Raw genomic sequence first — 20,680 nt, forward strand, 5'->3', positions numbered from 1 at the left:
CGTCTCGCATATCCACTCGGCAAAGGAAGCGCGGTCGTTCCATCTCCGCAGGTCAACGCGACTGGAGGGTAACAAGGACCGTGCCTGGCCGTAGTACCCAAACGGTCGCATATACCGGCACTGGTCTCGCAGTGCGCACCGGATCCAGAAAGGACTTTGAACACGGCTTGACATGGGTCATCAAGCCGCGTTGACAGACCGCTACGCGCCGGCCGGGAAAGGGGAGCCGCTGCGGCTCTTACAGGCCGGCTGGGTGGCTGGAAAGCCAGTCTGTGTGTTGGTCACGCACACGGTCACGCTCTGCAGGCGTGGCAAGGATGACGTCTGCGCCGCCGTCGTAGGGATGGTGGATGCGCTGCAATTCCGTGTCGACAACGAAGACTTCAACGAGCGTCTCGTCCGCGACGGCTCGCAACAGACCGTCGAGGCAGCCACGGTTCCACCTACGGCGGTCGGCGTACAGACGTGTGTGGATGTGGAACCGCGGGTCGGAGTCGTCCTGCTCCGACTCTGTCCACCAGCGGATGCCGTCGGGGTGCAGTATCTGTCGTGGCGTCGGGTAGCCCGCGTGCCCGGTCGGTGTGTTCGACCAGTCCATGGTCACCACGAACACGTCCGTGCCCGCGAACAACTCGTCGAGGATCGTGCTGTACCGGTCCAGCACGATCGCGTATTCGTCCTCGGATTCCGGGTAGCGCTTCGAGCCGGGAAGGCTGTGGAAGCGCACCCAGCGATCCGCGTACCTAGTGCGAAACGTGTGAGCGACGGGAGGGCCCGACGGATGGCGTTCCCTCCACAAAGCCACCAGGAGATCAGGGTCGATGGCGAAACTCCCCCTTGGCCGGAGCCACGCCGATCGGACGGGAGACGCCGATCCCGCCGTGGCCGTTGATGTTGCGATCAAGATACTGCTGGTGGTGCCCGTCCGCCGTGCCGAACGTACAGCCCTCCCAGGAAGGCAGGCCGTTCACCCCGATCACGGTGGATGCAGTCTGTGAAAGCGGCTTGACATGGGTCATCAAGCCGCTGTCAGAGACCTCAACCATGCTGTCGGCATGGCCCTGAACGGCTGCCGGCGTGTTGCTGGTCAGTGCCGCAGGTGGGCGAGCAGTTCGTCACCGGCGGGGTATCGCTGTTCCTGGGGAAGCAGTCGTGTCGCGGAGTCCAGATCGCCGCGATTGACGAGTGTGCGGATTTCTCGGGCCAGTGGAGTCACGTCGCTGATGGACACGGTCCAATCGTCCGCGTAGCGCGACGATGCCTCGCCCGTGAGTCCGAGTTGCAGCGAGCGGTGCGGCAGGGGACGCAGGTTCAGGTCGCGTTCGGGGTCCCACTGGACACGGGCCGGTGCGCGCTTGAGTTCACGCTGCCAGGTGCCGCGATCGGGATGCAGGCCGCGAACGTAGCTCGACAGGCAGGCGTGGCGCAGCGCCCAGTCGAAGCCGACGCGAGTGATCTCGATGGCAAGAACGGTCTCCTGCCCGGCACCGGTCCCCCAGTTGGAGCGGTACATCATCCACAGGAAGCTGGGTTTAATCCACGTCATGCGACTCCGCAGCCACGTGGAGGGAAAGCGGCCGTCGCGGACAGCGGGCACTCCAATTTCAGGGGCGTAGGCCTGGTAGACGGTGATCGTGGATGCCGTGTGGAGCGCGCGGATCCCGCGGTGCGGTTCTTCCATGGCGTACAGCGTGGGGGTCGGCCAGCTCGGGTGGCCACCGATTTTTGACTGCTGCTCGCTACGACGGAGTACGCCGTCTCGACGACGGCTGCAGCACCGTGCGAGTTGCCAGGCCGGATGGCTCGCGAGTCCGCTGAGATGAGAGCCTCTGCGTGGTCAGTCGAACGCCACGACCAGGCGGACGCCGTCATCACCGAAGCGGTCTGCCAGGGCCTTCATCACGGCGAAGACGTGTGGCCAGTGCGTTTCCGGTCCCACGGCGCCAACGGTCAGCGGTTCGTATGCGCACATCACTTCGTCGGTGGTCCACTCCACGCGTCGCGTCGCGTCGCACTGCGCAAGTCCGCGGGCGGCGCCCCTACCGCGGAAAGAGCTTCCGACGGCCAGGAATCGGATACGAGTTGTTGATGCAGTATCGACGGCAGCGATTTCGTGCACCAGGTCAGCCGGCCGATGAAGTGATCAGGCGCGGTCGCGCGACCCATCGAAGCAAGCTCCGCCCAGCTGACCCAGGTCGCGCCGTACAGGTCACCCGCTGCAACCCAGGACCCCAACTGCGAACGCGTCCCGCTCGACAGATCGACGGGAAGGCCGCGGTCTGGTGCGAGGGGTTGAAAGCCCGCGTAGTTGCGCACTCCGAAGAGACAGCCGAAGGCCGCGTAGTCGGTCTCGTCGTACAGCGGCCAGAGATCCATGGCGGCCACCCACGGCTCGCCGTCGTACTCCCTGACTGCAGCACGACGCCTCCTACCCACAGAGCATTCCTACCCGGTGCCCGAAGGAGGCTTGGACCACTTGCACCGATGAGCAGAGCCGCCAATTGAGATGACCTCTTAGCTTGGCGTTTTATCGTCCTTGGTCGAACACGGCCTCGAACTTGCTGACGTTTTCGTCTGAGTGTCTGACGTGAGAGCGGCCTTCGCCTGATCCTGTGCTCCGTCACAGAGGCGCTTGACCAGTACGAAGGCCGTAGCAATGAGTCTGCTGCAGCGGGATGTCCCGCGGGATGCGTTTGCCGAACTGTCATGTTTCCGGTCAGAGTTCTATGCCTGCCTGACCCAGCGGCCCGACGCCTGAGACTCGATCATGTTCTTCCTCGACGCTGCTGCTCACGAGAACTCGTGCAGTACCACCCAGTAGTCGTACTCCTCCTCCGAGGCGGCGCACAGGCGGCGGCCGTCGAGTGAAACGGCGAGAAACTCGGGCGAACCTGTCACATCGGCGATGCGTGCGGGCAGGTTGCTGCCGACGGTGTCTCTGACCCTCACCCAGCCGATCTCACTGCTTCCTGAGCCGGGCGGGAGGATGAGGAACTCGGCGTTGTCGTCGTAGAGCGAGACGCTTGAGGCATAGTGGTACCACTTCGCGTCCAGTTCGGCGGCGGCATCCGGGGACGGGGTGGGGATGGTGGCGACCGGCTTGACCTCGAGTCCGTTGACGGCGTAGATGGCGGACATCACGGGAGGACCGTTCTGTGCCGCTTGCTCCAGCACTTGAAGGCCGCAGCGCTCCAGGACATCCACCACTTCGGCTTGTGGCTTGTTGATCTCGGCCCGCCTTTCGGTCACCCGTTTGTGTATGCGGTCAGATTTGAGATGTAGGCGGTGTCGGCGACGGCCCGGATGTGGGTCTCAGGTGAAGTGACCTCGATGGAAACTCCGTTGTCCTGTGCAAGAACAATGTCCGCCGTCACCTCTGAGCCGAAACCTTCCAAGGCGATCGCACGAAGACCGCTGAATAAGAGCTCGATCTGCACGGTGTTGAAACCCTGTGCGATCCACTTCCGTGGGGGTTGGTCGGGGTAACGGGGAAGGTCCACGCGCAACCTCAGCGTGGGTCCGTCCTCGTGTAGAATCACCTCCCTCATAAGGACGTTGGAGAGGTCCGGTGGAGTGTCCTGATAAACAGCGGAAATTCCCTCCGGATTGTGTATCAACGATGTCCATGGCATGGTGAACCGTTCGACTTATGGCATCTTATCGAACATCAATTTCTTGGCATCGTCTCTGGTGAGCTCGAGCAGCGCTTCCTCTCGGTAGCTTCGGATGTCACCGACGTAGGGCGGAACATGCGGGCGACTTGTGCAAAAGGTGATGTTGGCTGTGAGGGAGTCGTCCGACAAGCCTCCCTCGGAAAAGGAGACGTATCCCTGGATGGGGTGGGCGCTTTCCTCTGGGGTGGCTTTCAGGGCCATGCAGGCGTAAGCGAGCGAGCGCCGCAGGAGTTGATCCCGCCTTTCCGGGCCTGAGGCGGGAAGGTCGTAGTCCATCATGCCGCGCCCGTTCACCGTGGCTTCGAAGTGAACAATATCTGCAAAGTCTTCGAGGGCAGCCCCGTTGTATCCGGACTGCAGTGCTGAAAGCAGGTGGGCACCGCTCTCGTCCACGATCCAACCCCCCTCCGCGATCGCTCGATACGCGGCGGGGACATCGCCCGTTCGAACACAGGGTAGATCCGTCCCTAGAAGATCGGACATTCTGTCGTTCATTCTCACGTCAATCTTCTCCCAGAACCTTGAGACCCTTGCGAATGCCTGCCTGGAAACCAGGGATCTTAGCGACCTCCCGTTCGACCGAGCGTGGCAATCCGTCGAATTTTCCATCGTCGAAATTGTACTGGTACTTCGCCGTGGGATTGCTCTGGTCCTGGAAATGCAGCTGTCCGGCTCGTTGCCCTGGGTTCGGATTCTCGACGTCGATCCTATACGGCCCGTGATTCCACATGGTCTTGCTCGTTACCTGAGTCCCGTTGGCCCCGATCATGCTGCTTGTCGGACGTTCCTTGATCCCGTACGCGTCGCGCATATCGCGAATCCGTTGTTCCACGGCGTCGGGGTGGTAAGGGTCGTTCCTGAAAGCAGGCTGGGAGGTGTACCCCTCGGGGGGCTCACACTTCAACCCGAGCGGGTCGGCCCACATGTAGGGGTTGGGGACATAGGCGGCGGGATTGGGTCCCGGAACCAGTCCGAGGGGGTCGGGAGTGACGTACCGCGCGGTCTCGGGGTCGTAGTGGCGGAAGTAGTTGTAGTGGAGGCCGGTTTCGGGGTCGTAGTACTGGCCGGGGAAGCGTAGTGGCGTGTATGCGGTGCTGTTCTTCGCCCAGGCGGTGGTGCCCCACAGGGTGCTGCGGGTGCGCCAAGCGATCTCGCCCTGTTCGTCGACGAGTTCGCTGGGTGTGCCGACTAGGTCGGTGACGATGGCGAAGAAGCGGGAGTCGATCTCGCCCTGGGGTGCGTCAGCCGTAAGAATGCGTTCAGTCTGACCGATTGGTCGCAGGCCCTGATGGTCCCAGGTGAGTGTGACTGGGCCGGGCAGGTTGGAGGATGTTGTGGTCTGCTCGCACAAAATCCTGCCGTCCCATGTGAAGTCGACCCGTTCGAGGACGGTTTCGCCGTCCTCGGCGAGGCGGAGTTTGGCGGTGCGACGGCCCAGAGGGTCATAGGTGTAGCGCCAGCGAGTGCCGTCTGGGGTGGTCACCGAGGCCAGGCGGTCTTCAGCGTCCCAGGTGTAGCGCCATGTGTCGGGTTTGCGGGACAGGCGGGTTTTTTGGCGCAGGACGATGCGGCCGAGCTCGTCGTGTTCGTAGCGGGCGTGGCCCGCGCGTGTGAGGCGAGTTCCCGTGTAGGTGCGCTCGCCTGCTGCTTCCTGACCGGGGTGGCCCGCCGGCCATGAGGCTGACGTCTGGTTACCTGCCGCGTCGTAGGCGTAGGTCTCGGTCCAGTTCGCCGCGTGTACGGCCGTCACCCGGCCCGCCTCGTCGAGGTCAAGGCGGCGGGCACCGGAGAGTTGGTCGTCGATGCCGATCAGATGGCCGTCGGAGCGGTAGGTGTAAGCCCGGTGCTGCACCCTTCGACCGTCCCTGCGCAGTACGGACTGGGAGGTCAGGTGGCCGAGAGCGTCGAATGTGTGCTCCAGGGTGAGCGACTGGCCGATGCGGCGGGAAAGCTCACGGCCTGTCTCGTCGTAGCCGAAGTCGATGCTCCGGCCAGCGACGACCATGCCGACGCAACGCCCGGCCGCGTCATAGGACCAGTTCGTCGTGGCGCCGGTCGGGGTGGTGCGGCCGGTACGGCGGCCCAGCTCGTCGTAGGTGTGGGTCAACGCGCGGCCATTGGTTGTCTCCGAGACGACACGACCGTAACGGTCGCGCAGGATTGTGAGCGTGGTGCCGTCCGGGCCGGTGGCCTGCGCCAGCTGGTCGGTGAAGTCGTAGGCGTAACTGGTGCCCTGACCGGCCGCGTCCTTGTGCACCACCTGTCCCAGCTGATTACGTTCGAAGGTGACCGTTTGGCCCAGGGCGTCGGTACGCGAGGACAGGCGGCCTGCCACGTCGTACGCGTACGTGAGGGTGCGGCCGTCATAGTCCGTCTCCGCGACCAGCCGCCCCGCCGGGTCGTACTCGTAACCCCACGTGAGCCCCTGTGGGTTGGTGACCTGCTTCAGCCGCAGCTCGGCGTCGTGGGCGAACTCGTAGCGCACCCCGTCGGGGCCGGTGCGGGCGGTGAGCAGGTCGAAGTCCGTGTACTCGAACCGGCTCACACCTCCAAGCCGGTCTCTATGGCTGGTGCAGTTGCCCTCGCCGTCATACGTCCACGACTCACTCGCCCTGTCGGGATCCGTGCGCCGAGACAGGCGGCCCTCCACGGTCCAGTCGAAGCGCGTGGTGGCGCCGGTCGGATCAGTGACCGCGACGGTGCGGCCGAAAGCGTCGCGCTCGTAACAGGTCACTGCCCCCAGCGGGTCCGTCACCTCAAGCGGCAACCCCGCCCGGTTGCAGACGACGCCGGTGGTGTGGCCGAGTGGGTCGGTTACGGCCGTCAGGTGGCCGGCCTCGTTGTAGGTGAAGCGGGTGGTCCGGTTGGCCGTATCGGTCACCGAGATCTGGTTGCCGCGCTCGTCGAAGCTCTGGCGGATGACCGTGCCGTCCGGGTTGACCAGCTTCACCGGCAAACCGAGCTCGTTGTACTCCGCCCGTGCCTCACGGCCGTCCGGGCGTACGACCGAAGTGAGGTTGCCTTCGTCGTCGTAGCGGAACGTCGCTGTGTGACCGAGTGGGTCCGTCTGGGAGAGCAGACGGTTGTAGCGGTCGCGCTGGTAGCGCGTGACCCCGCCGAGCGCGTCCGTTTCGGCGATCACCTGGCAGCGTTCGTTGATCAGGTAGCGAGTGGTGTGGCCGAACGAGTCCGTGACGGTCGTCGTGTGCTCGCCGGTTTCGCCGTCGGCCGGTCCGTAGGTGAAGGTCGAGCGCAGGTGGCCGGCCGCGCCTGACTGGTGGGTGCAGCGGTCCTGGTCGTCGTAGGCGTAGGTGAAGTGGCTGTCGTTGGTGTCGGTCCAGGAGGTGATGCGGCCGAGTTCGTCGTAGCCGAAGCGGGTGGGGCGGCCGGAGGAGTTGGTGACCTCGGTGAGGTGGCCGTCGGTGTAGCCGTAGCGGAGCAGTTCCTGGTCGCCGCCGTCCGCTGCCGCGCCGGCCAGGTGGAGTGCGGTGATACGGCCGTCCGCCGTGGAGATGCGCAGGTGGTAGCCGCCGCTGTGGGTTAGCGATCGCGGGGCGCCGTCTACGTCGTACTCGAACGTGATCCAGTGGCCGTTGCGGTCGTCGAGTTGTTCCAGCACTGCCAGGCGGTCGGTGCGGTCGGCGAAGTGGAGTGTCCGGCCCGATTCTGGGTCGGCGAGGGTGTAGCCGTCGTCCCCCCGGTCGAGGGGCCAGCGTGGGCCGTGGCTGGGCAGCGTGGGTACGCCCGGTGCTGGGTGCGGGTACGCGAGCGTCAGGCCGTCCTCGCCGACGAAGACGACGCCCTCCGTGTCGATCTCCAGGCGCTGGTCCAGCGTGGAGGACCAGGTCGGGCCGAACCAGCCGCCCAGCCGGTACGACGACTCGAACTGGCGCCTGACGACCAGCGGGAGCTGGGCCGTGAGGGATACGTCCGTCTGCGGCAGCACCATCCTGCCCGTCGCCACGTCGACGGGGTCCTTCGCGCAGACCTTCTCGCCCGGTCGGCGGCCGACGTCGTCGGCCCCCTCCTCCACCGCGTTCCGCGCGGTCTTGCGCAGACCCTGCGAAGCCGCCCCCTCCGCTCCCTCCTTCAGCGCGAGCCGCAGTCCGCCCCGCGCCAGCCCCGCCCCCTTCGTGCCGATCAGCTCGGGCAGGAGGCGGCCGACGAACTCGGAAGGATCCTTCTTGAAGCCGTCCACGGCGGCCTGGACGACCCGCTCGGGGTGGGAGGCCGTGGAGACCAGGCCCGAGAGCGTCATGCTGACGTTCTGCAGGTACGCGGCCGGGTGCGTGAGGTTGTAGGGGTCGGTGGGATTCAAATCGCGGGCGAAGTTGAGCAGGCCCGCCGTGCCCTTCAGGGCGCCGCCGACCACATGCGTCAGCTCGGTGTTGACGGCCTGGTAGCCGTCGACCAGGTCGCTGCCGATGCGGTCCAGCGGCGGGGGTTCCGCAGGGGCGTGCGCCACCGCGGCCTTCACCTTCGTCTGTGCGTCGGAGGCAGCCGTGTTGCGCTGCTTGCGGGCCTCGGCGAGTTTGTCGTGGGCGGCCTTGACGTCGGCCTTTCCCGGGTCCTTGAAGGGTTCGGGCTTCGGGCCCGGGTCCTCGTTCGCCTTGATCTTGGCGTTGTAGGCGTCGACCCTCTTGTTGTACGAGTCCACCGCGTCCTGCGACGCCTTGACACCCTTCTTGTAGAGCTCGATGGCCTCCTTGGCCTGGCCCTGGGCCCACTTGACGGTGCCGGCGTACGACTCGAGCGCACCGGACGCCGTCTTGCAGGCCTCGGCGGCCTGGGTCCACTTGGCGGGGTGGACACCGAACTTCTCGCGGAAGGCGTCACCGCCCTCACCCTTCCAGCTGCCCGAGTCGACCTTCTTCATGCCCTGGCCGACCTTGTCGAAGGCCGCGTTGAAGTCCTTGAGGTGTCCCGCGCTCTCCAGGATCTTGTCGGGGTTGCCGTGGACGAGCTCGTTCGGGTCCTCGGTCTGGCCGAGTTGCTGTTCGCCGGGCGTGGCGCCCAGGTCGGAGGCGACCTCGTCGCCCCAGTCCTCCACCCCGTCGGCCCAGTCGTGCAGGCCGACGCGGTCCAGGCCGTCGCCCACCTTGTTCGTGGCGTAGTCGACGCCCTCGCCGAGCTTCTTCTTGCCCTCGTCGACGAGGTGTTCGCCGTAGCTCAGGCCCTCGTTGAGGCCGTCCTTGAGGCCGTCGCCGATGTCTCCGAAGATGCCCATCAGCCCTCACCGCCCTGCTGCTGTTCGGTGGCTTTGGCGCGTTCCTCGGGCGACGGGCCGAAGGTGTCCTCGAGCATCTGGTCGTACTGCTGGTCCGAGACCCCGAACGTCTCGTGCAGGTTCTCCGGGTTGAGGCCGAGAGGGCCGACGGTATGCGAGGTCATCACGTCCCGGCCCGCGTCCTTCCAGCCCTGCGCGCTGTTGGCCATCGCCTGGTCGAAGGACTCCTTGCTGTAGTCCACACCACCGAACGCACCCGACGTGGCGATGTCGCCCCAGCCCATCTGCGTGACCTCCTCCTCGGAGGCGTACGGGTTGCCGATGGCCGCGTTCGTGACGACCTTGAAGGTGCCCTCGACGTACTGTTCGGTCTCGTAGTACGTGCCCGCCGACAGACCGGTCTTGAGGGCGAACCCGTTGCCCTCGTTGATCAGCGAGCGCACGCCCCACTCCCAGCGCTCGCAGAACCCCTTGAACTCCGCCGTCAGTCCCTCGTGGCCGAGTTCGAGCCCGGACAGCGCGATGTCGCCGAAGCCGCGCCCTGCCCCGGCCATCCCGACCATGCCCAGTTCCTTCAACTCGCCCAGTGCCTCGGTCAGCCCCTTGGCGATCAGACCGAGCCCGTCGGCCGCGAGGTCCTTGCCGCCCCCGTCCGTCATGCCATGCCCTCCTCACGATCCACGGCCACCGCGTCCGGCACGATCCCGCGCACCGGTGGGAAGACCATCCCGTCCTCCCCGTCCGCGCAGTCCAGCGCCACCCCGCACGGCACCCCGGCCGCCGGTACGGCCACATCCAGCAGGCGTGCGCCCAGGATTGTCTGATACGTCCATTCACGGGCCGCCTCGCCACGGGCCTGGGCGTAACGGGCCAGCGAGTGTTCGTCGGAAAAGGCCAGGATGAAGCGGATGCCGTTCAAGTCGGCGGTCAGCAGGCCGCGTTCGTCGTCGGGGCCGGGTACGTCGCCGAGCGGCACCAGCACGGGGGTGCGGCGGAACTCGCCGAGCAGGGCCGCGAACTCCCGTCTGCGGGCCCTGACTTCGGTGTCCTCGGCGGTCTGCTCCGGTCCGGGCTCGGTCTGGGGCGCCGGTCGCGGGTCGGCCGCGGGTTCCGGCTTCGCCGGCCGCTCGGGCGCGAGTGCCGGCGCGGGCGTCGGCTGCCGGTCGGTCGCGACTTCTGGCTCCGGCTCCAACTTCGAAAGTGACGGCGAATCAGGCTGGAGCTTCGGCTGTGCCCCCGGATCAGGCCGCGACTCCGGCTGTGACTCCCAAGCAGGCTGCGGCTCCAACTCCGGCTCAGTCCGCTCCCGATGCTCCTGCGAAGACACCGTCATCTCCGCATAGTCGTCCAGCCTCGACCTGGGAACCCTGTTGTGCGGTGACTCGTCTGTTCCGCCCCCGTGTTCAGACATGCAACCATCATCGCTAATGCATTCTCAGGGAACAACGAACTCGCCGTCACACCCTTGTCACAGCGGATCCGCCCCTGTCACCGGGGCTCCGCCTCAGGGGCCGTCAGGTCGATCAGGCGGCACACCGTCTCGATGTCGATCTTGACCTGGGCGATGGAGGCGCGGCCCGAGAGCCAGGTGATGAGGGCCGAGTGCCAGGTGTGCTCGATGACGCGGACCGCGGAGAGCTGGTCGGGGGTGGGGTTCTCCAGGCCCATCGCGTCCAGGATGATCACCGTCGTCTGGCGGGAGACCTGGTCGACCTCGGGCGAGACGCTCCGGTCGGCGAAGGTGAGTGCGCGGACCATCGCGTCGGCCAGGTGCGGCTCGCGCTGCAGGGCGCGGAACGCCCGCATCAGGGTCTCCGCCACCCGCTCGGCCGCCGTCTCGCCCTGCGGCGGCTTCTTCCGCAGCGTGCCGTGCATGTGCTCCAACTGGTCCTGCATGGTCGCCACCAGCAGGTGCACCTTGGACGGGAAGTAGCGGTAGAGCGTGCCGAGGGCCACCTGCGAGGACTCCGCGACCTCCCGCATCTGCACGGCGTCGAAACCGCCCCGGCTGGCCAGCTGCGCGCTCGCGTGCAGGATGCGGCGCCGGCGCGCCTCCTGCCGCTCGGTGAGGGGCGGGGAGGCGGGCTGTGCGCCACTGACTTCCGCAGGCATGGGTCCCGTCCGTGACAGTCGGTGAGGGTGAGTGATCAGACAGCATGCCAGGGCACCGGCCGTGGCGTGAATCACCTGATCCACCGCTCACAGCGGCGCTACCTGCCGGTAGATTCAGAGCCTCTTGAACGATCAAGTCTGTAACTTGTTCTAGATTAGCGTCCCCGCGTAATGTCGCGGGAAAGAGCAGGGAGAAGGGGGCTCAGAGTGACCGCTGAGGCCAGGGAGGCCGGTCCCCTGGAGGGATCTGCCGCCGACGGCGAGCGACCGCTCAACATCGCGCTCCTCACGTATAAAGGGAACCCGTTCTGCGGGGGACAGGGCGTCTACGTCCGGCATCTCTCCCGCGAGCTGGCCCGCCTCGGCCACCGGGTCGAGGTCATCGGCTCCCAGCCCTATCCGGTCCTCGACGAGGGCTACGACGGCCTGAGCCTCACCGAGCTGCCCAGCCTCGACCTCTACCGTCAGCCCGACCCCTTCCGCACCCCGGGGCGCGACGAGTACCGCGACTGGATCGACGCGCTGGAAGTCGCCACCATGTGGACCGGAGGCTTCCCCGAGCCGCTCACCTTCTCCCTCCGTGCCCGCCGCCATCTGCGTGCCCGGCGCGGCGAGTTCGACGTCGTGCACGACAACCAGACGCTCGGATACGGACTGTTGGGCGACGTCGGCGCCCCGCTGGTGACGACCATCCACCATCCCATCACCGTCGACCGCCAGTTGGAGCTCGACGCGGCGCAGGGATGGGCACGGCGGTACTCCGTGCGCCGCTGGTACGCCTTCACGCGCATGCAGAAGCGGGTCGCGCGCCGCCTGCCCTCCGTGCTCACGGTGTCCGGCACCTCCCGGCAGGAGATCGTCGACCACCTCGGGGTGCGCGGCGACCGCATCCACGTGGTCCACATCGGCGCCGACACCGACCTTTTCTCGCCCGATCCGTCGGTGCCGCAGGTGCCGGGCCGGATCGTGACGACGTCCAGTGCGGACGTGCCGCTCAAGGGACTCGTCTTCCTCGTCGAGGCGCTGGCGAAGGTGCGCACGGAGCACCCGGACGCCCACCTCGTCGTGGTCGGCAAGCGGCCCGCCGAGGGGCCGGTCGCGCAGGCCGTCGAGCGGTACGGCCTCGAGGGCGCCGTCGAGTTCGTCAAGGGGATCTCGGACGAGGAACTGGTCGACCTGGTGCGCTCGGCGCAGGTCGCGTGTGTGCCGTCGCTGTACGAGGGCTTCTCGCTGCCGGCCGCCGAGGCGATGGCGACGGGCACACCGCTGGTCGCCACGACCGGCGGGGCGATTCCCGAGGTGGCCGGGCGCGACGGGGAGACGTGCGTCGCGGTGCCGCCGGGTGACGCGGGAGCGCTGGCCGCCGGGCTCGGCCGGCTGCTCGGCGATCGTGGGTTGAGGGCTCGGCTGGGTGCGGCGGGGCGTGAGCGGGTGCTGCGGAACTTCACCTGGGCGCGCGCCGCGGAGGGCACGGTGGCCCGCTACCGCGAGGCCATCGCCGTCCCCCACGCTCGGCTTCGCTCGCGCGGGGCGACCCCCGTCGCGGGCCCGGCTCCGGGCCGCTCCGCGGCGGCCACAGAACCGAGCGCCCCCTTCCAGACGACCACCCCGGTCCAAGTGACCGTCGACAACGACCGCGAAAGCAGGGCCACGTGCTGACCGTCGACTTCTCCCGGTTCCCGCTCGCCCCGGGCGACCGTGTCCTGGACCTCGGCTGTGGTGCCGGCCGGCACGCTTTCGAGTGCTATCGGCGGGGCGCCCAGGTCGTGGCCCTCGACCAGAACGGCGAGGAGATCCGCGAGGTCGCCAGGTGGTTCGCGGCGATGAAGGAGGCCGGTGAGGCCCCCGAGGGCGCCACCGCCACGGCCATGGAGGGCGACGCGCTCGCGCTGCCCTTCCCCGACGAGTCCTTCGACGTCGTGATCATCTCCGAGGTGATGGAGCACATCCCCGACGACAAGGGCGTACTCGCCGAGATGGTCCGCGTGCTCAAGCCGGGCGGCCGCATCGCCATCACCGTCCCGCGCTACGGCCCCGAGAAGATCTGCTGGGCCCTGTCCGACGCCTACCACGAGGTCGAGGGCGGTCACATCCGCATCTACAAGGCGGACGAGCTGCTGGAGAAGATCCGCGAGGCGGGCCTGAAGCCGTACGGCACGCACCACGCGCACGCGCTGCACTCGCCGTACTGGTGGCTGAAGTGCGCGTTCGGCGTCGACAACGACAAGGCACTGCCGGTGCGGGCGTACCACCAGTTGCTGGTCTGGGACATCATGAAGAAGCCCCTCGCGACCCGGGTCGCCGAGCAGGCGCTGAACCCGCTGATCGGCAAGAGCTTCGTGGCGTACGCGACCAAGCCCCACCTTCCGGCGATCTCCGAGGCGGACGCCAAGTGACCACTCCCCGGACAGAACACCTCGTCCTGACCGGGGTCCTCACCGCCGAGCAGGCCGCCGCGACCGTCGCCGGCATCCTCGCCGTGCAGCGGGAGGACGGCGCGATCCCGTGGTTCCGGGGGCACCATCTCGATCCCTGGGACCACACCGAGGCCGCGATGGCCCTCGACGCGGCGGGCGAGCACGAGGCCGCCGAGCGGGCGTACGCATGGCTGGCGTGGCATCAGAACGAGGACGGTTCGTGGTACGCGGCGTACGCGGACGGGGACTTCGAGGACGTCACCGACCGGGGCCGTGAGACGAACTTCGTCGCCTACATAGCCGTCGGCGTGTGGCACCACTACCTGTCCACCGGCGACGACACGTTCCTGGACCGCATGTGGCCGTCCGTCTACGCGGCGATCGAGTTCGTGCTGCGACTGCAGCGGCCCGGCGGGCAGATCGGCTGGCGGCAGGACGACGACGGCACGGCCACCGCGGACGCGCTGCTGACCGGCTCCTCCTCCATCCACCACGCGCTGCGCTGCGCTCTCGCCATCGCCGAGCAGCGCGAAGAGCCGCAGCCGGACTGGGAGTTGGCGGCGGGCGCGCTGCGGCACGCGATTCGGCGGCACCCCGAGCGGTTCCTCGACAAGGACCGCTACTCGATGGACTGGTACTACCCGGTGCTGGGCGGCGCGCTCACGGGCGCGGAGGCCAAGGCCCGCATCGAGGAGGCCTGGGACCGCTTCGTCGTCCCCGGCCTCGGTGTGCGCTGCGTCGTCCCCAACCCGTGGGTGACGGGTGGCGAGTCGGCCGAACTCGCCCTGGCGCTCTGGGCGATGGGCGAGTCCGACCGCGCGCTGGACATCCTCCAGGCGATCCAGCATCTGCGGGACGCGCAGAGCGGTCTGTACTGGACGGGGTACGTCTTCGAGGACGAGGCGATCTGGCCCCGGGAACTGACGACCTGGACGGCCGGCTCCGTCCTCCTCGCGGTCGCCGCGCTGGGCGGCCACGAGGCGACGTGTGCGGTGTTCGGGGGCGAGCTCCTGCCCAGGGGACTGGACCCCGACTGCTGCGACTGACGTCGGCGGGCGGCGCCCAAGAGCTCGGGTGGTTATGCCCGGGTGGTTCTGCTGCCCGGGTGGCGGGTGCCGGCCGTCATGGGCTGATCGCGCCCACGCGGCGGAGCCGCACAATGTGACAGCCCCGCGCCCCTTTGGGGCGCTTCAGTGGCGGTGAGCCCTGTTGGCGATCGCGTGCCCCACGAACAGGTACACGACCGCGGCCAGGCCGTACCCCGCCACGACCCGTGCCCACGCCTCGTCGAACGTGAACAGGTTGTACGACCAACCCGCGAGCCAGCGGGCCGCGTCATGGATGAACTGCACGAAGTCGTTCGTGCGGTTGGCGTCCAGCAGGTACATCAGGATCCACAGGCCCAGGATCAGGGCCATGATGTCGGCGACGATCGCGATGACCGTGCCGGCCTGATTCGAACCGTTCCGATATCGAGGGGACATACCCGTCGGGTTGCCGTTGAACGCGGGATGAAACCCCTGACTGGAATCTCCGCTTCAGGAGTTGAGCTCGGCGAGCACCCGCAGCGTGTTCGGATCCGGGGCCAGTACCAGCAGGTCGGTCACCGGTCCCTTGCGCCACAGCTCCAGCCGTTCGGCGATGCGTTCACGCGGGCCGACCAGGGAGATCTCGTCGGCGAAGGCGTCCGGCACGGCCAGTACCGCCTCCTCCCTGCGGCCGGACAGGAACAGTTCCTGGATGCGCCGGGCCTGCTCCTCGTACCCCATGCGTGCCATCAGGTCGGCGTGGAAGTTTCGGGCGGCGTGCCCCATCCCGCCGATGTAGAAGCCGAGCATGGCCTTGACGGGCAGCAGTCCCTCGGAGACGTCGTCGCAGACGCTGACCCGGGCCATCGGGGCGACGACGAATCCCTCCGGCAGGTCGGCGACCGCATCGCCGTACACCTCGGGCCGGCTCGGCGCCCAGTACAGCGGCAGCCAGCCGTCGGCGATCCGGACCGTCTGTGCGACGTTCTTCGGCCCTTCGGCGCCGAGCAGGATCGGCAGGTCGGGGCGGAGGGGGTGGGTGATCGGCTTCAGGGGCTTGCCGATTCCGGTGGCGTCCGGGCCGCGGTAGGGGTGGGCGTGGAAGCGCCCGTCGAGTTCCACCGGCGCTTCCCGTCTGAGGACCTGCCGTACGACGTCGACGTACTCCCGGGTCGCGGTCAGTGGCGACCTGGGGAACGGCCGCCCGTACCAGCCCTCGACGACCTGCGGGCCCGACAGGCCGAGTCCGAGCATCATCCGGCCGCCAGAGAGGTGGTCGAGGGTGAGGGCGTGCATCGCGGTGGTGGTGGGGGAGCGGGCCGCCATCTGGGCAACCGCCGTACCGAGCTTGATCCTTGACGTCCGGGCGGCGATCCAGGTCAGCGGAGTGAAGGCGTCCGACCCCCATGCCTCGGCCGTCCACACGGAGTGGTAGCCGAGCCGCTCCGCCTCCCGCGCCAGCGGCACGTGGTCCGCGGAGGGGCCGCGGCCCCAGTAGCCGAGTGCGAGACCGAGCCGCATGCCTACCTCCTGACGGTACGTCAGTTCCGGGAGGGCGACTGTACGACAACGGCCCCCCGCCCGGAAGGGCGAGGGGCCGTGAACGGCACTGGGGAATCAGCCGCGCTGGATGCCCGAGGTGTCCCGCAGCACGCCGCGGCGGCCGTCCTGGGTCTGGGCGACCAGGCCCGGGCCGCTCTGCTCGACGGCCAGGTACCAGGTGCCCGGCGCCAGTTCCGCGATCGGCATCGGCGAACCGTCCTCCGCGTACAGCGGCCGCGGCACCGGCACGGCGAACCAGAACGGCGAGAACTCCGCGGCCGGCGGCTGGCCCTGCTGCGGGGCCGGCGCGCCGTACGGCTGACCCTGCTGCTGCGGCGGCTGCCCGCCGAACTGCGGCTGCGGCGCGCCCGGGTAGCCGTAACCACCCTGCGGCTGGCCGCCGTAGGGCTGCGGGGCCGGCGGCTTGGGGGCGGGGATCAGGCCGGCCTGGAGGGCGGGGACGAGCGGGGTGGCGATGGCGCCGCCCGCCAGCAACAGGGTGGCGATGAGGCCGAGGATGAGGCCGGTACCGGTGTCGACGTTGTCGCTGCCGATGGTGTCGCTGAACGCGCCCAGCGGGTCGATGATCGTCCAGAGCGCGGTCCACGCGGCGAAGACGGTCAGCGCGACACCGAGCGGACCGAGGTCGAGTCCGGCGACCTTGCGGGGCTGCGGGAGGGCGCGGGCCACGACGATCAGGACCGCACCGATGATCCCGCCGACGTACATGCTCATCACCAGGCCGAGGTTGTCCCACGCGTTGGGGACGTCGTCGCCGGAGCCGTCGAACGTGTCGAGGAACGACGCGATGAACAGCAGAAGCGCTGCTCCGATCACCACGCCGTCGCCTCGAGTGAGGGAGCGGATATTCACTTCAGGTCCTTCGTCAGTCGTCTCGTCGTCGATAGAGCGTCGGAAGAGGCGTCGCTGTCACCATGTCGCCGTCCGGCCCCGGTGTGAAGCGCGGGGGTGGCCCCTCATCGTAGGGACGACCCTATCGTCCGCACGATCAGGCTGTCGGCCCGGATCAGCGCCCTGATCACTACCCGCGCAGGAAGCTCACGATTCCCTCAGAGATCCCTTGCGCCGCCTTCTGCCGCCAGGCACCACTGGTCAGCAGTGCCGCGTCCTTGCTATCGCGCATGTTGCCGCACTCGATGAACACCTTGGGAACCGTTGACAGATTGAGACCGCCGAGGTCGCGGCGGGTGACGAGTCCGGTGCCGTCGCCGACGTAGTTGGAGGGCGCGCTGCCCGTTGCGCGGACGAAGCTGCCCGCGATGCGCTCGCCGAGGTCGCGGGAAGGGCCGGCGATCGGGCGGGTGTCGGCGGCTCCCGCGTGCACCGACGCCGGAAGGATCACATGGAAGCCGCGGTTGCCGGCCGCCGAACCGTCGGCGTGGACGGACACGACGGCGTCGGCGTGCGCGTCGTTCCCGATCCGCGCCCGCTCGTCCACACAGGGCCCGTAGGGCCGGTCGCCGTCCTGGGTCAGCTTCACGGTCGCGCCCTGCCGCTCCAGGAGGGTGCGCAGGCGATGGGCCACGTCGAGCGTGAACCGGGCTTCGGTGTAACCGGAGTTGGTGGAGGTCCCCGTGGTGTCGCACTCCTTCCAGTTCGTGCCGATGTTCACCTTGCGGTTGATGTCGGCGGTGTGCTGGAAGTTGCCCGGGTTGTGGCCCGGGTCGATGACGACGACCTTGCCCTCGAGGGGCGCGGCGGCATCCGAGCCGGGCTTCTCGTCGTCGGTCGCGGCGCCGCCCGTCGGGGAGGCGGGAGCGCTGGTCGCCGTCCCCACGGCCGCCCGCTGCGGACTCCCCGGCTCACCCTGTGCGCCCACCGCCTCGTAGACGAGCCAGCCCAGCAGCGCCCCCGGCACCAGCGCGGCGACCGCGACGATCAGCGGACGGCGACGGGAACGAGGGGGGTGGGGCGGCTCGAAGCCCGGACCTGCGTACGACACGACAGCGACTTTAACCGAGGGTCAGATCCCCGCCCCGGATCGCCGCAGGACACGCAACGAGTCCGTGACGGAGATCTCCGTGAACGCGCCTGACTCGAGTGCCCGCAGATAGACGCGGTAGGGGGCCTGGCCGGTGAACTCGTCCGCCGGGTCGGGGAACACGTCGTGGATGACGAGCAGCCCGCCCTCGGCCACATGCGGTGCCCAGCCCTCGTAGTCGGCGCCGGCGTGTTCGTCGGTGTGGCCGCCGTCGATGAAGACCAGGCCGAGGGGGGAGTTCCAGATCTTCGCGATCTGCGGGGAGCGGCCGACCAGGGCGACGACGTGCTCCTCCAGGCCCGCCTTGTGCAGCGTGCGCCGGAAGGTGGGGAGCGTGTCCATCAGGCCGATCTCGGGGTCGACCGTCTCCGGGTCGTGGTACTCCCAGCCGGGCTGCTGCTCCTCGCTGCCGCGGTGGTGGTCGACGGTGATCGCGGTGACGCCGGCCTGGCGGGCCGCGTCGGCGAGCAGGATCGTGGAGCGCCCGCAGTACGTCCCGACCTCCAGCAGCGGCAGCCCCAGCCGCCCCGCCTCGACCGCGGCCGCGTACAGCGCGAGGCCCTCGTCCACGGGCATGAACCCCTTCGCCGCCTCGAACGCGGCCAGGATCTCGGGCTTGGGTGCCGCGGGCATGGGGCCTGCCTTTCCAAAGGGGGACGTACGACGGGGACGTACGACGGGAGGCGTACGAGCGTATGGGCGCCCCATGCTGCCGCACCCCCCGTCGGCGGGGCGACAGGGGGTGCGGGTGGCGTGGATCTCAGTGCGGCTCAGGGGCTCGGCGGTTCAGGCCGTGACCGTCTCGCCCGGCAGGGACAGGTCCAGGTCCACCGGGGTGTCGTCGCCGGTGTGGGTCGCGGAGGAGGCGTGCGGGCCGTGGCCCTCGGCCTTCGCGGCGAGGACGTAGGCGCCCTCCGCGGGGACGGCGAGGGCGTAGCTGCCGTCCTGCGCCGAGAGGGTCGCGCCCGCCTGGCGGCCGCGCCGGTCGATCAGGGTGACGTTGGCGCGGGCGACGGGGGTGCCGTCGGCGTCCAGGACGCGGCCGCGGAAGCCGCGCAGGGCCTCCTCGGCGCGGGCCAGGTTGGTGTCCTCCTCGCTGCTCGCGCGCAGCTGAGGCTTGCCCGAGGGACGGCGGCCGGGCAGGAAGAGGGCCGACAGCAGGCCGAGCGCCACCGCGGCCGTCGCGATCAGGAAGGAGACGCGGAAGCCGTGCATGGTCGGGATCTCGACGCCGTTCACGGTGTTCGCCGTGTTCGCCAGCACCATGCCGATCACGGCGCTGGACACGGACGTACCGATGGAACGCATCAGCGTGTTGAGGCCGTTCGCCGCGCCCGTCTCCGACGCCGGGACCGCGCCGACGATCAGGGCGGGCAGGGAGGAGTAGGCGAGGCCGATGCCGGCGCCGAGGACCACCGCGATGACGAGGCTCTGCCAGGCGGCGCTCATCAGGCCGAGGCCGGCGCCGTAGCCGATCGCGATGATCAGCAGGCCGAGGATCAGGGTGACCTTGGGGCCGTACTTCGCCGACAGCCGGGCGTAGACGGGCGCGGTGAACATCATCGTCAGGCCGAGCGGCGCCACCAGCAGACCCGCGACGACCATCGACTGGCCGAGGCCGTACCCGGTGGCCTTCGGCAGCTGGAGGAGCTGGGGCAGGACCAGGGAGACGACGTAGAAGGAGACGCCGACCATGATCGACGCGAGGTTGGTGAAGAGGACCGCGGGGCGGGCCGTGGTGCGCAGGTCCACCAGCGGGGCCTTGACGCGCAGCTCCATCACGCCCCACAGGGCGAGTACGACGGCCGACGCGCCGAACAGGCCGAGCGTGGTGCCCGAGGTCCAGCCCCAGTCGCTGCCCTTGGTGATCGGCAGCAGGAACAGGACCAGGCCGGTGGAGAGGCCGAGCGCGCCGAGCAGGTCGAAGGTGCCCTCGGCGCGCGTGGGGGACTCCGGTACGACGAGGAGGGTGAGGAGGATCGAGACGGCGCCCAGGCCCGCGGCGCCGTAGAAGAGGGCGTGCCAGTCGGCGTGCTGGGCGACCAGGGCCGCGGCGGGCAGTGCGAGGCCGCCGCCGACACCGATCGAGGAGCTCATCAGGGCCATCGCCGAGCCGAGCTTCTCGCGGGGCAGCATGTCGCGCATCAGGCCGATGCCGAGCGGGATCGCGCCCATCGCGAAGCCCTGGAGCGTACGGCCGACGATCATCGGGAGCAGGTCGCTGGTGACCGCGCTGACCAGCGCGCCGGCCACCATCACCGCCAGGCTGAGGACCAGCATGCGCCGCTTGCCGTACAGGTCGCCGAGGCGGCCCATGATCGGGGTGGCGACGGCTCCCGAGAGAAGCGTCGAGGTCAGGACCCAGGTGGCGTTGCCGGGTGCGGTGTCCAGCAGCTGCGGCAGGTCCTTGATGACCGGGACGAGCAGGGTCTGCATCACCGCGACCACGATGCCCGCGAAGGCGAGGACCGGGACGAGGGCCCCGCTCGCTCTCCGGGCGGGCTGGTCGGTCGACGTGAGCGTCATGGGGTGAGGCCTCCGGGCCGGAAGGGAAGTTCGAGGATCCGTGCGGGATACGTGCAAGCTGAACCCCGTGCGCCTGGGCAACTATTCCGTTGCTTCGGCATGCTAACGAATTCTTGACCTTCTCTTGGGACAGTGGCCCGCCCCCTACGCGC

General features: G+C 68.7%; 20 protein-coding genes. 3 read left to right on the plus strand and 17 right to left on the minus strand.

Going from position 1 to position 20,680, the window contains the following annotated elements:
- Positions 1-238: 238 nt before the first annotated feature.
- From ABZO29_RS31425 to ABZO29_RS31475, 11 genes are all read right to left on the minus strand, one after another.
- Complete coding sequence (locus ABZO29_RS31425) at positions 239-727, minus strand: hypothetical protein (RefSeq protein WP_367323543.1); 489 nt, start codon at positions 725-727, stop codon at positions 239-241.
- An 85-nt stretch (positions 728-812) separates the two neighbouring features.
- Positions 813-1,019 (minus strand): hypothetical protein, encoded by a 207-nt coding sequence (locus tag ABZO29_RS31430; protein ID WP_367326439.1) that lies wholly within the window; start codon positions 1,017-1,019, stop codon positions 813-815.
- Positions 1,020-1,087: 68 nt separating this feature from the next.
- Entirely contained in the window at positions 1,088-1,681 is a 594-nt protein-coding gene (locus ABZO29_RS31435; RefSeq protein ID WP_367323544.1) for a DUF4291 domain-containing protein, read from the minus strand.
- Positions 1,682-1,971: 290 nt separating this feature from the next.
- The gene (locus ABZO29_RS31440) at positions 1,972-2,376 is read right to left on the minus strand and encodes a hypothetical protein (RefSeq protein ID WP_367323545.1); all 405 of its coding nucleotides are present in this window, start codon (positions 2,374-2,376) and stop codon (positions 1,972-1,974) included.
- Positions 2,377-2,790: 414 nt separating this feature from the next.
- Positions 2,791-3,249, minus strand: coding sequence for a hypothetical protein (locus ABZO29_RS31445; protein ID WP_367323546.1), 459 nt, complete (start codon positions 3,247-3,249; stop codon positions 2,791-2,793).
- Positions 3,246-3,632 (minus strand): Imm50 family immunity protein, encoded by a 387-nt coding sequence (locus ABZO29_RS31450; RefSeq protein WP_367323547.1) that lies wholly within the window; start codon positions 3,630-3,632, stop codon positions 3,246-3,248. The genes ABZO29_RS31445 and ABZO29_RS31450 overlap by 4 nt, the downstream gene beginning before the upstream one ends.
- Before the next feature lie 15 nt (positions 3,633-3,647).
- Positions 3,648-4,067 (minus strand): hypothetical protein, encoded by a 420-nt coding sequence (locus tag ABZO29_RS31455; protein ID WP_367323548.1) that lies wholly within the window; start codon positions 4,065-4,067, stop codon positions 3,648-3,650.
- 109 nt (positions 4,068-4,176) lie between these two features.
- On the minus strand, positions 4,177-8,901 hold the full coding sequence (locus ABZO29_RS31460) for a putative T7SS-secreted protein (RefSeq protein ID WP_367323549.1): 4,725 nt from the start codon (positions 8,899-8,901) through the stop codon (positions 4,177-4,179).
- A complete protein-coding gene (locus tag ABZO29_RS31465; RefSeq protein ID WP_367323550.1) occupies positions 8,901-9,560 on the minus strand; it encodes a hypothetical protein in 660 nt (219 codons plus the stop codon). The genes ABZO29_RS31460 and ABZO29_RS31465 overlap by 1 nt, the downstream gene beginning before the upstream one ends.
- On the minus strand, positions 9,557-10,093 hold the full coding sequence (locus ABZO29_RS31470; protein ID WP_367323551.1) for a hypothetical protein: 537 nt from the start codon (positions 10,091-10,093) through the stop codon (positions 9,557-9,559). Before ABZO29_RS31470 ends, ABZO29_RS31465 begins: the two co-directional genes overlap by 4 nt.
- A 296-nt stretch (positions 10,094-10,389) precedes the next feature.
- Complete coding sequence (locus tag ABZO29_RS31475; protein WP_367323552.1) at positions 10,390-11,013, minus strand: TetR family transcriptional regulator; 624 nt, start codon at positions 11,011-11,013, stop codon at positions 10,390-10,392.
- Between the two features lie 207 nt (positions 11,014-11,220).
- Between ABZO29_RS31475 and ABZO29_RS31480 the strand changes: the two genes are divergently transcribed.
- Genes ABZO29_RS31480 through ABZO29_RS31490 form a run of 3 tightly spaced genes read left to right on the plus strand, consistent with a single transcriptional unit; the run spans position 11,221 to position 14,476 of the window.
- The gene (locus tag ABZO29_RS31480; RefSeq protein ID WP_367323553.1) at positions 11,221-12,672 is read left to right on the plus strand and encodes a glycosyltransferase family 4 protein; all 1,452 of its coding nucleotides are present in this window, start codon (positions 11,221-11,223) and stop codon (positions 12,670-12,672) included.
- Positions 12,666-13,409 carry a class I SAM-dependent methyltransferase gene (locus tag ABZO29_RS31485; RefSeq protein WP_367323554.1) on the plus strand — a complete coding sequence of 248 codons (744 nt, stop codon included), beginning with the start codon at positions 12,666-12,668 and terminating at the stop codon, positions 13,407-13,409. Before ABZO29_RS31480 ends, ABZO29_RS31485 begins: the two co-directional genes overlap by 7 nt.
- Positions 13,406-14,476: a prenyltransferase gene (locus tag ABZO29_RS31490; protein ID WP_367323555.1), complete on the plus strand. Its 1,071-nt coding sequence runs from the start codon at positions 13,406-13,408 to the stop codon at positions 14,474-14,476. The genes ABZO29_RS31485 and ABZO29_RS31490 overlap by 4 nt, the downstream gene beginning before the upstream one ends.
- 144 nt (positions 14,477-14,620) lie before the next feature.
- Here ABZO29_RS31490 and ABZO29_RS31495 read toward each other — a convergent pair whose 3' ends face one another.
- The 6 genes from ABZO29_RS31495 to ABZO29_RS31520 all read right to left on the minus strand — a co-directional run bounded on the left by ABZO29_RS31495 (position 14,621) and on the right by ABZO29_RS31520 (position 20,528).
- Entirely contained in the window at positions 14,621-14,914 is a 294-nt protein-coding gene (locus ABZO29_RS31495) for a hypothetical protein (protein WP_367323556.1), read from the minus strand.
- A gap of 54 nt (positions 14,915-14,968) precedes the next feature.
- Positions 14,969-15,979: an LLM class F420-dependent oxidoreductase gene (locus tag ABZO29_RS31500; RefSeq protein ID WP_367323557.1), complete on the minus strand. Its 1,011-nt coding sequence runs from the start codon at positions 15,977-15,979 to the stop codon at positions 14,969-14,971.
- 96 nt (positions 15,980-16,075) lie between these two features.
- Entirely contained in the window at positions 16,076-16,873 is a 798-nt protein-coding gene (locus ABZO29_RS31505) for a DUF5336 domain-containing protein (protein ID WP_367323558.1), read from the minus strand.
- Positions 16,874-17,042: 169 nt separating this feature from the next.
- Complete coding sequence (locus tag ABZO29_RS31510; protein ID WP_367323559.1) at positions 17,043-17,963, minus strand: N-acetylmuramoyl-L-alanine amidase; 921 nt, start codon at positions 17,961-17,963, stop codon at positions 17,043-17,045.
- Between the two features lie 21 nt (positions 17,964-17,984).
- Positions 17,985-18,635 (minus strand): class I SAM-dependent methyltransferase, encoded by a 651-nt coding sequence (locus ABZO29_RS31515; protein WP_367323560.1) that lies wholly within the window; start codon positions 18,633-18,635, stop codon positions 17,985-17,987.
- Between the two features lie 153 nt (positions 18,636-18,788).
- Complete coding sequence (locus ABZO29_RS31520) at positions 18,789-20,528, minus strand: MFS transporter (protein WP_367323561.1); 1,740 nt, start codon at positions 20,526-20,528, stop codon at positions 18,789-18,791.
- Positions 20,529-20,680 lie beyond the last annotated feature (152 nt).

This window comes from Streptomyces sp. HUAS ZL42 (assembly GCF_040782645.1).
In the GTDB taxonomy this organism is placed as follows: domain Bacteria; phylum Actinomycetota; class Actinomycetes; order Streptomycetales; family Streptomycetaceae; genus Streptomyces.